9 protein-coding genes are annotated in these 10,566 nt (G+C 58.5%); 1 reads left to right on the top strand and 8 read right to left on the bottom strand.

Translation table 11 applies throughout. From position 1 onward, the window contains the following. Nucleotides 1-124 precede the first annotated feature (124 nt). The gene (locus tag ACVWXC_RS12855; protein ID WP_414346643.1) at nucleotides 125-1,048 is read left to right on the top strand and encodes an NAD(+) kinase; all 924 of its coding nucleotides are present in this window, start codon (nucleotides 125-127) and stop codon (nucleotides 1,046-1,048) included. Here ACVWXC_RS12855 and ACVWXC_RS12860 read toward each other — a convergent pair. The 8 genes from ACVWXC_RS12860 to ACVWXC_RS12895 form a co-directional block, all read right to left on the bottom strand. Next, a complete protein-coding gene (locus tag ACVWXC_RS12860) occupies nucleotides 1,045-2,673 on the bottom strand; it encodes an AAA family ATPase (protein ID WP_168173318.1) in 1,629 nt (542 codons plus the stop codon). The genes ACVWXC_RS12855 and ACVWXC_RS12860 overlap by 4 nt on opposite strands. A gap of 45 nt (nucleotides 2,674-2,718) precedes the next feature. Next, nucleotides 2,719-3,681: a pentapeptide repeat-containing protein gene (locus tag ACVWXC_RS12865; protein WP_457393158.1), complete on the bottom strand. Its 963-nt coding sequence runs from the start codon at nucleotides 3,679-3,681 to the stop codon at nucleotides 2,719-2,721. A gap of 57 nt (nucleotides 3,682-3,738) precedes the next feature. Beyond that, nucleotides 3,739-6,258, bottom strand: a complete 2,520-nt coding sequence (locus tag ACVWXC_RS12870) for a pentapeptide repeat-containing protein (protein ID WP_457393161.1) — start codon at nucleotides 6,256-6,258, stop codon at nucleotides 3,739-3,741. Nucleotides 6,259-6,266: 8 nt separating this feature from the next. Next, complete coding sequence (locus ACVWXC_RS12875; protein WP_457388979.1) at nucleotides 6,267-7,796, bottom strand: Hsp70 family protein; 1,530 nt, start codon at nucleotides 7,794-7,796, stop codon at nucleotides 6,267-6,269. Then, nucleotides 7,793-8,422 carry a helix-turn-helix domain-containing protein gene (locus ACVWXC_RS12880; protein WP_457393164.1) on the bottom strand — a complete coding sequence of 210 codons (630 nt, stop codon included), beginning with the start codon at nucleotides 8,420-8,422 and terminating at the stop codon, nucleotides 7,793-7,795. The genes ACVWXC_RS12875 and ACVWXC_RS12880 overlap by 4 nt, the downstream gene beginning before the upstream one ends. Nucleotides 8,423-8,517: 95 nt before the next feature. Next, nucleotides 8,518-8,727: a DUF2997 domain-containing protein gene (locus tag ACVWXC_RS12885; RefSeq protein WP_099812547.1), complete on the bottom strand. Its 210-nt coding sequence runs from the start codon at nucleotides 8,725-8,727 to the stop codon at nucleotides 8,518-8,520. Nucleotides 8,728-8,736: 9 nt separating this feature from the next. Next, complete coding sequence (locus tag ACVWXC_RS12890) at nucleotides 8,737-9,111, bottom strand: DUF1257 domain-containing protein (RefSeq protein ID WP_099812548.1); 375 nt, start codon at nucleotides 9,109-9,111, stop codon at nucleotides 8,737-8,739. Nucleotides 9,112-9,229: 118 nt separating this feature from the next. Then, nucleotides 9,230-10,566 (bottom strand): pentapeptide repeat-containing protein (locus tag ACVWXC_RS12895; RefSeq protein WP_457393167.1); only part of this gene is annotated, 1,337 nt, incomplete at its 5' end.

Below are 10,566 nucleotides of genomic sequence, written 5' to 3' on the forward strand. Positions count from 1 at the left end.
GTCAGCGTCGCGTAGTGACAACGGAAACGGACAGAATGCTATCGCTTCACCGCTGAGCAGTAATGCTCAGCAGTGTTCAGCGTAAATGTATCAGTTTTGGCACCCTCTGCCTCACCACTGCCCCATGAGCAAGCCCAAAGCCGGGATCCTCTACAACGACGCCAAGCCCGCCGCCAAGCGCAGCAGCGAAACCCTGTCCCGCTGGTTTCAGGAACAGGGTTGGGAAGTCTGTGTCGCACCCAACTGGGGCGGCATCCTTGGCTACGCCAAGCTTGACAGTCCCGTCTGCTTGACCAAGGTGGACAGCCTGGCCCCCGCCGGCTTTGACGAGAGCATGAAGTTTGCCGTGGTGCTGGGGGGAGACGGCACCGTTTTGGCAGCAGCCCGGCAACTGGCCCCCAAAGGGATCCCCTTGCTGGCCGTGAACACGGGCCACCTGGGCTTTCTGACAGAGACCTACCTAACCCACCTGGAGGAGGCGGCCAAGGCAGCCATTGCTGGCGAGTACATTCTCGATCGCCGCAGCATGTTGCTGGTGCAGGCCTACCGCGGCAACGAATTGCGCTGGGAGGTGCTCAGCCTCAACGAGATGGTGCTCCACCGCGAGCCCTTGACCAGCATGTGCCACTTTGAAGTAACCATTGGGGATCACTCACCGCTGGATGTGGCTGCCGACGGCATTATTTTAGCCACCCCCACCGGTTCCACCGCCTATGCTCTTTCTGCGGGAGGGCCGGTCATCACTCCCGGCCTGCCGGTGTTGCAGTTGATCCCTATCTGTCCCCACTCGATGGCCTCACGGGCTCTGGTCTTTCCCGATTCGGAAGAGGTATGGATCAGCCCCGCCAGCCCTCAGCCGCTGGTTTTGGTAGCGGACGGCAATGCCGGCTGCTACATCCTGCCAGAAGACCAAATTCGCGTTGTCCGCGCCCCCTACTGCACAGATTTGATTCGCCTACGCCGACCGGAGTTTTTCCGCGTCATGCGGGAGAAATTGGGCTGGGGCCTAACCTACGCCTCCAAGCCCACCTCGGTAGAGCTGCCTTAGTTAGAAAACTTAAATGAGGAGGGGCTGTCGACTTCGATGGGGCCCAGCCCTCTTTTTTGCACCAGGGTTTGCAGCTCGTGCACAAGGTGTTGATCTCGGGAGGCCGTTCGGGCCCCGGACTCGGCAGCCCACGCTTTCAAGTCTTGAATCTGGTCGCGGGCGATGGCGGCCAGGGGAACGGTTTGGCGAATGGCGCCGAGAATATCCTCCTGGGTAAACTCGCGGGGCGGATCCTGGTTGAAGGCCATGTGCATGGCATCGTAGATGGTCTGCTCAATTTCTGCGCCGCTGAAGTTTTCGCTGGCCATGGCCAGCTCAGGGTAGGCAAAATCCCGCACGCGGTTGGGCCGCAGCCGCTGGATGTGGACTTGGAAGATCTCCTCCCGCTCCCGTTGGTTGGGCAAATTGACGAAGAAAATTTCGTCAAACCGGCCTTTGCGCAGCAGCTCGGCCGGCAAGATGCGGACATTGTTGGCGGTGGCAACAATAAAAACGGGTTTGGTTTTTTCCTGCATCCAGGTGATCAGGCTGCCGAAGACCCGCTTGCTGGTGCCCGAATCCCCTGAAAACTCGCTGTTGACGCCGCCAAAGGCTTTATCCAACTCATCAATCCACAACACACAAGGGGCCATGGCTTCGGCAATTTGGATCATCTGGCGCACGCGGCTTTCGCTTTCGCCGACGATCCCGCCGAAGAGTCGCCCCACATCCAGCCTGAGCAAGGGCATGCGCCACTCGCGGGCTATGGTTTTGGCACATAGAGACTTGCCGGTGCCCTGGATCCCGGCCAGCAAAATGCCCTTAGGACTGGGCAAGCCATAGGCACGGGCCTGGGCACTAAAACTGTTGCGGCGCTGCCGAATCCAGGCTTTGAGGTTTTCCAGGCCGCCGACATTTTGCAAGGTCTCGGAGGGGTTGTAAAACTCCAGGATTTCCGTCTGGCGGATGTATTGTTTTTTCTCTTCCAGAACAAGGTCAATATCGCCCTCGCTGACCTTGCCCTTGGCGGCTAGGGCGCGGGCCAGGATCCGCTCAATGCGCTGCCGGGTCAGTCCTTGGCAGGCTCGAACCAGTTGTTCCCGCGCCGGGCCGCTTAGCTCCAGTTGACGGGCAGGGATCGCGCGGGTAATGATCCGCTCAATTTCGGCGATGCTGGGCAGGGGAAAATCATAGACCACAATTTCCTCGCGCAGCTCGGCAGGGACAACGGCTTCTTGGCCCAAGAGGATGATGGACTTGCGGCTGTGGCGGCTCTCTCTGGCCAGGGTTTTCAGGTAGCGGATGACGGGGTAATTGTCCGAGCGTTCCGGATTTCTCAGGGTGGGGTTTAGGTCTTTGAGAACACAAATAACCGCCTCGTCCTCTTTGATGGCGCCGATGCGGCCCAGAGCAGGCATCAATTGGCCTTTGTTTTGGCCGTTATCTGACCAGCCGGAGACGATATCCCAGATTAGGAGTTTGCGCTTGGGCTTGAGGGAATCGGCTAGAACTTGCAGGAGCTCCTCTGCCGGGGCTTCTTCGGGAGTAACCAGGTAGATCAAAGGGTAGCGGGCGCGAACCACTAAGTCCAGCAGTGTGAGGATGTCTTGGTGATTGCTGGCAAAGGCGAGATCTGAGGGACTCATGGATCCACTGAGAGCGGCTGTAGGTAGTGTAGCCAAGGGATCAGGCTAGGGATGGATGGCTCCGTCGGGGAGGATGGCCCCTTTCAAGTCGGCGAATTGATCCCAGCCGGGACTTAGTTTTGCGCCCCATAGGTTTGCCCCCTTTAGGTTCGTGCCACCCAGCTTTGCTCCCCTCAAGTTGGCTCCCCTCAGGTCAGCCCTGCTCAGGTCGGCCCCGCTCAGGTTGGCCCCGCTCAGGTCAGCCCTGCTCAGGTTGGCCCCGCTCAGGTTGGCCCCACTCAGGTTGGCCTTGCTCAGGTTGGCCCCGCTCAGGTTGGCCCAGCTCAGGTTGGCCTGGCTCAGGTTGGCCTCAATCAGGTTGGCCCAGCTCAGGTTGGCCTGGCTCAGGTTGGCCTCAATCAGGTCGGCCCAGCTCAGGTCGGCCCCGCTCAGGTTGGCCCCGCTCAGGTTGGCCCAGCTCAGGTTGGCCTGGCTCAGGTTGGCCTCAATCAGGTCGGCCCAGATCAGGTTGGCCTGGCTCAGGTTGGCCTCAATCAGGTCGGCCCCGCTCAGGTTGGCCCCAATCAGGTTGGCCTCAATCAGGTCGGCCCCCCTCAGGTTGGCCCAGCTCAGGTTGGCCCCAATCAGGTTGGCCTCAATCAGGTCGGCCCCCCTCAGGTTGGCCCAGCGGAAATCCCGCTCTCCCGCTTTATACCTTGCTCGGACATCTCCAACCTGTCGGAGGGGAAGTCGATGGGACTTTGCCACCTGCACCTGCTGCGGATCCTTCGATTCCAGCAGCGTCTCCCAAGCCGCAAACTGCACTTCCCAGTTGGGATCATTTCGCAGGGCTTGGATAACAAGCTCGGCCCCTCTGGATCCGTACCTCAGAGCACCCTTGATTGCTTGGATTCTCACCTTGGGATTCGGACTGCCCAGGGCTTGCTCAATGCCCACCAAGCCTCCCATGACTGGATCAAATCCACCCGGCCCTTGTCCCCCCAAAACAGGATCGAAGTTCTCGGCCACTGAATCACCTCCCTCATTCTTCCAAGCGACTCTCTACAAACCTTGGGGCCACAAAGTCTAAGGATGGCGTGTCCCATCGGGGAGAATTGTGTCCGTCAAATCTTTGAACCATCCCCATCCACGATTGAGCCTGGCACCTGCTAGGTTGGCCCCTCTAAGTTGAGTACCCCACAGCTTGGCCCAGCTTAGGTCAGCCCCACTTAGGTTGGCCCGGCTCAAATTAGCCTCGTCCAAATCAGCCCCAATGAGCCGAGCTCTGCTCAGGTTGGCCCCAGTGAGGTTGGCACCTCTCAGGTTGGCGCCTATCAGGTAAGCCCCAGCCAGGTTAGCTTCTTGCAGATCGGCCCTGCTTAGGTCGGCCCCAATTAGGTTAGCGTCGCGCAGGTCGGTTCCATATAGGTTGGCTTCACCCAGGCTAGCTCTGCTCAGGTTGCTCCCGCTCAAGTTGGCCCCGCTCAGGTCAGCTCCGCTTAGGTTCTTCAGGCCGGCCTGACTGTTGACGATTTCCCAGACTAACCGCCACTTGGGATCTAGCTGGGTCGTTTCAGAAACAAACGATCCCCTCAGGTTGGCCCCGCTTAGGTCGGCTTTGCTCAGGTTGGCCCTGTTCAGGTTGGCTCTGCCCAGGTCAGCCCCCCTCAGGTCAGCCCCCCTTAGGTCAGCCTCATTCAGGTTGGCCCTGCTCAGGTTGGCCCTGCTCAGGTTGGCTCTGCTTAGGCTGGCTCCACTCAGGTCAGCCTCACTTAGGTCAGCCTCATTCAGGTTGGCCCTGCTCAGGTTGGCCTCGCTCAGGTTGGCTCTGCTTAGGCTGGCACCGCTCAGGTCAGCCCCACTTAGGTCAGCCTCATTCAGGTTGGCCCTGCTCAGGTTGGCCTCGCTCAGGTTGGCTCTGCTTAGGCTGGCACCGCTCAGGTCAGCCCCCCCTAGGTCAGCCCTGCTCAGGTTGGCACCGCTCAGGTTAGCCGTGCCTAGATTGGCTTCCCTCAGGTTAGCCCCGCCCAGGTTGGCCTCGCTCAGGTCAGCCCTGCTCAGGTCAGCCCAGCTTAGGTCAGCCCCGCTTAGGTTCTTCAGGTTAGCCCGACCGTTGACGATTTCCCAGACCAGCCGCCACTTGGGATCTAGCCGGGTTGCTTCAGAAATAACCGACTCCCTCAAGTTAGCCCCGCTCAGGTTGGCCCCGCTTAGGTCGGCTTTGCTCAGGTTGGCCCTGTTCAGGTTGGCTCTGCCCAGGTTGGCCCCGCTTAGGTCGGCTTTGCTCAGGTTGGCCCTGTTCAGGTTGGCTCTGCCCAGGTCAGCCCCCCTCAGGTCAGCCCCCCTTAGGTCAGCCTCATTCAGGTTGGCCCTGTTCAGGCTGGCCCCACCCAGGTTGGTCCAGCTCAGGTTGACCCTGCTCAAATTAGCGTCGCTCAGGTCAACCCTACTCAGGTCAGCCCAGCTTAGGTCAGCCCCGCTTAGGTTCTTCAGGTTAGCCCGACCGTTGACGATTTCCCAGACCAGCCGCCACTTGGGATCTAGCTGGGTCGTTTCAAAAACAAACGATCCCCTCAGGTTGGCCCCGCTTAGGTCGGCTTTGCTCAGGTTGGCCCTGTTCAGGTTGGCTCTGCCCAGGTCAGCCCCCCTCAGGTCAGCCCCCCTTAGGTCAGCCTCATTCAGGTTGGCCCTGCTCAGGTTGGCCCTGCTCAGGTTGGCCCTGTTCAGGTTGGCTCTGCCCAGGTCAGCCCCCCTCAGGTCAGCCCCCCTTAGGTCAGCCTCATTCAGGTTGGCCCCGCTCAGGTTGGCCCCGCTTAGGTCGGCTTTGCTCAGGTTGGCCCCGCTCAGGTCAGCCCTGCTCAGGTCAGCCCAGCTTAGGTCAGCCCCGCTTAGGTTCTTCAGGTTAGCCCGACCGTGGACGATTTCCCAGACCAGCCGCCACTCGGGATCTAGCCGGGTTGCTTCAGAAATAACCGACTCCCTCAAGTTAGCCCCGCTCAGGTTGGCCCCGCTTAGGTCGGCTTTGCTCAGGTTGGCCCTGTTCAGGTTGGCTCTGCTTAGGCTGGCACCGCTCAGGTCAGCCCCACTTAGGTCAGCCTCATTCAGGTTGGCCCTGCTCAGGTTGGCCCTGCTCAGGTTGGCTCTGCTTAGGCTGGCTCCACTCAGGTCAGCCTCACTCAGGTTGGCCCTGTTCAGTTTGGCCCCGCCCAGGTCGGCCCCGCTCAGGTTGGCCTGGCTCAGGTTGGCCCCCCTCAGGTTGGCCCAGCGGAAATCCCGCTCTCCCGCTTTATACCTTGCTCGGACATCTCCAACCTGTCGGAGGGGAAGTCGATGGGACTTTGCCACCTGCACCTGCTGCGGATCCTTCGATTCCAGCAGCGTCTCCCAAGCCGCAAACTGCACTTCCCAGTTGGGATCATTTCGCAGGGCTTGGATAACAAGCTCGGCCCCTCTGGATCCGTACCTCAGAGCACCCTTGATTGCTTGGATTCTCACCTTGGGATTCGGACTGCCCAGGGCTTGCTCAATGCCCACCAAGCCTCCCATGACCGGATCGGATCCGGCTGGTTGCTGTCCACCCAGAACAGGATCAAAGTTTTCCGCCATCCCTAACCTCAAGTTAACCTTCCAACCACCTGCTGCTGCATAAGGGTCTTTTGAGTTTGCAAATCTACTACCGTTACCCGCAAAGTTCGCCCGGCATCGACGGCAAAGGTGACCTGCAAACGATCCACTCCCACCCGCCCTAGCGGCTTGAGGGGAATGGAAAGCTGGTTGTGGATCCCAAGGGGACGAAAGCTAGAAGCTGCGGTGCTGTTGCGGATCTGCATCCGACCGTCGGGATCGTAAACAACCTCAGTTGCCCCTTCCTCGGCCATCTCACCAACCACCAGGTTGATGTGGCCTTGCCCATTGGCGTTGGCCTGCAAGGGAGGCAGTTCCACCGTGGCAGGATAAGCCGTGCCGCTCTTAAAGAGAGGGAAAAAGTCGGGCGCCTGCAAATAGGGATTCCAGAGCCGCAGGGCATAGGTATGGCGGAGATGATCTTGAAGGCGGGCAAACTGGGTGAAGGCCAGAGCGCCGTGGGCCACTGCCTCAAACGGCTTGTGGTACTTGACCTTGTCGCGGCCAAAGAGGCTAATGACCTGATGCTGCACTCCTGGGATGAGGCTGGTGCCACCCACCAACACCACCTGGTGGATATCTCGTTTAGAGATCCCTTTATTGTGGGCTTTCTCGATGACCTCATCGATGGCTTCTCTCAGCCGCGTCAGCAGGCCGCGCTCTTCCAACAGCTCCTGGAGTTGCTCGCGCTGAAGCGTTAAAGTGTGGGTCTCAAAGGAGTCTTCATCCAGCCAGGCCTCGCTGGCCTGAGAATGGCTGGAGAGGCGGATCTTGAGCCGCTCGGCAACCTCGCACAGAACCTGGAAGCTGCTGGCCGGGACCTGCTGTCGCTTGCGGCCCAACTGCTCCAGCACCCATTCGGCAATCCAGATATCGATATCGACGCCGCCACAGCCATAGGCCCGGTCAGTTTTGGCAATGACCTCAGCTCGGTAAGCAGTGCCCTGCTCTGGCTTCAAGATTTTGACCAAAGAGAGGTCGAGAGTTCCGCCCCCCAAATCGATCACCAAAATCAGGGATCCCGGCTCCTGGATCCCGTAGCCCAAAGCAGCCGCGGTGGACTCGTCGAGGAACACGACCTGTTGGATCCCTAGGGAGCCAAACACCTCTTGCAGGTTGTGCAAATAGCCCTCGTAGGCTCCCACCGGCACGGTCAAGATCACCTTATCGGGCTGCCAGCCCTCTGCCTGGAGTTTGGCAAGAAGCTGCTGCAGAAAGATCCGCGTGGCCTCTTGGGCTGTGTAGGCCTGTCCATCCACATAGGTTGGAGCCGGCTGGAATTGTTGAGAGAGATCCCGCTTAAAGCCTTTGAATAGGCGCTTGGGATCCCGTTTGGCCTGGGCAGGTGCCCCAATCAAAAATTGCTGATTTTGGCCGACAAAGAGAACCGAGGGAATTAGAGGGGGGCTGCCGTCGTAGCGGTGGGTGATCCCTGGTATATCGATTGCAAGGGGTTTTTGGTTTTGGTAGGCACAGACCACCGTATTGGAAGTGCCAAAATCAATAGCCAACGTCGTCATGCTGCCAAGGAAGGTAGAGTGCGACTGACTTTGGCTCGAACTAAAACTTGATCCCTAAGTCGATAGCCCACAAAGCGAACGTAGACCGGCTCTCCCGCCTGGATATCCTCTTCATCGGGCTGGTGGCTTTCTGGGTCATAGGCCACCTGTTGCCACACCTGGCCAATGGTTTCCAACTGCCAGTCTTCCAACAAGTTGCCCAGACAGGTCAGCAAAGCCAAGACTTGCTGCGCGGGGTAATCCGGTCGCCTCTGCACAACCTGCTGCAGGGTAGGATATTGCACCAAAAGAGGCTTGAGCTTTTCCACCAGTTCGGCGCGGATTTGATGGCGCAATTGCCCTTCCTGCTGTTCTAGCTGTTTGTGCAGCCGCTGCAATTCCTGAGCCGTTTCTACAGACTCCGATGCTAGCTCAATTCCGCTAAAATCCTGAATAAGGTTCGACAAGGGTACTTGCAAAATGCTGGCCGCTCGATTGAGATCGGCTAACTTCAGCTTTTCGGCCTGTCCAGTTCTCAGGGCATTTAGGGCTCCTCGACTCAGTTTGGCCTTTTGTCGAAGCTCTCGCCAGGTTGAGATACCGGCAGCCTGCATGAGATTGCGCAGCAGGGCATCATGACTTTTCATTTCAGAGTTACGACTCCAAAATGGAATCCTAGCCAGAGTCTTTTGGATCCCTTTGGTTAAACCAGACAGGGGATCAAGAAAGGGGTTTGGGGCATTCATAGACGCTCCACCTGACGCTGGACATCTTCTTCTATGACTGGTACCTGGTCATATTCAGGCAACAGTTCCCTTTTTTGAACTGTGCCCAATGCCCTTTCTATTTCCTCAGTTAGTTCAAGGCAGCCCTTGCCTTTGACATTGAGCACGCGCTCAATCACGTTGCCATCTTTGTCGATGATGTATTCAACCTGTTGATATTCCGCCATAATGCCTCCTCAAGCCCAGCGCCCCAACACAATCCTGATCTGCCCTTTTTCATCCACAGATTCCGACTCTACCGTAAATCCCTTCTCCGCGGCCGTCGCAAGAAGCTGCTCGCGGGTATAGGCTTGGCGGATTGGCGCTAAGAAAGCCTCAGCGCTGACTCCCGTTCCCCAAAAGTCGGCAATCATCTCCAGGCTGTCCCCCCGTTGGCGAAAGCCAATGTCGTAGCCGTTGCTGCGCCTAACCACCAGATCTGCCTGGACACGGTTCCCTCCATACCCCCGGACATAAGTGTTTTCCAAGACCTCGTGACCTTGGGCAACCAAAGCGCCTTTCAGGATCTCTTTATTTTTGAACTGAACCTTGATGCTGGTGAAGTGCGACACTGTGGGGATTCTCCTCAGAAGAACATGCTTTATCCTAGAGCAGTCCTCTTGGCTTGAAAAGTTTTGCTAGGGCACAAAGCCGCGTGGCCCTAACCAAAGAAATTGAGGGAGCCAACCATTAGTTTCCCTTGGCTAGAGGATGCCGGTGGGGATCCGAGGTAGCAGGAGGAAGCAGGCGAGGGACATCGCGGTAACCAAACCAGACGCTCGCCAAACTTTTGAACCAAAGGGAGAGCCAGGTCAACTTCCACTGAAAATCAAGTCTTGCGCCCTGGAGATTTGCGCCTCCTACCTTGGCATGGTCTAGGTTGGATCCTTCCAGGCTGGTGTAGCTTAGGTCGGCCCAACTGAGATTGGATCCGCTGAGGTTGGCCCGGCTGAGGTCAGCCCCCCTCAGTCCGGTTCCAACTAGGCTGGCTCCCCTCAAGTTTGCACCGACCAGTTTCGCCCCGCTCAGGTTAGTCCAGTTCAGGTTGGCGCCGCTCAGGTCAGCTCCACTCAAGTTTCTCTTGGAGGCGTGACCGTTGACGATCTCCCACACCAGCCGCCACTTGGCCTCGATCTGGGTTTCAGGAGAAAGGATCACTCGTTGCAGATTGGCCAGCTCCAGATTTGCCCCTCTCAGGTCGGCGCCGCTTAGGTTGGCTCTGCCCAGATAAGCCCTACTGAGCTGGGTTCCACTGAGATCGGCTTGGGTTAGGTTGGCCCCACCCAGCTTGGCCCTCTTCAGATTGGCTCCACCTAGGTTGGCCTCGCTCAGATCTGCCCCAATCAAGTAAGCCCGGCTTAGGTTGGCTCCGCTGAGCCTTACCCCCCTGAGGTCTGCCTGGCTAAGGTTGGCCTTTCTCAAGTCCGCCTCTCTCAAGTCCGTCCGGCTCAGCTCCTGCGAATGGGCGCAAGCATGGAGAATAATTAACCACCAGCGACTCTCCGGGCTGTCCTCTGCAGAAATCACCGCCCCTCTCAAGATAGGCAAGTTTAGGCTTGTCTTGCCCAGTTTGGCTTCGCCGAGGTCGGCCCCGATGAGGCTAGCCCCCCTTAGATCTGCGCCGTTCAGTTTAGCCCGCCTCAGCCTGGCTCCGATGAGCTTGGCCTGTGTCAACTTGGCCCCCACGAGTTTAGCCTTGGCTAGTTCGGTCTTGATCAAGCTGGCGCCACTGAGGTTGGCAGCGCTTAGGTCTGCGCCGCTGAGATCTGCTTGGTTTAGATTGGCCCCCCTCAGATCCGCCTGGCTCAGATTGGCTTTGCTCAACTCTGCCCACTTTAAGTCTGCGCCGCAGAGGTTAGCCCCTCTCAGGTCGGCTCCCACCAAGTTCACGCCGGTGAGGTTGAGCCCGCTCAGATTTGCCCAGCTCAAGTTCGCCCCGCTCAAGTCTGCCTGAGCTAGATTTTTCCCCTGGGCGTGGCCGTTGACAATTTCCCAGATCAGTTGCCACTTGCGGTCAATTTGCGTTT

The organism is Thermostichus sp. OS-CIW-20 (assembly GCF_054061455.1).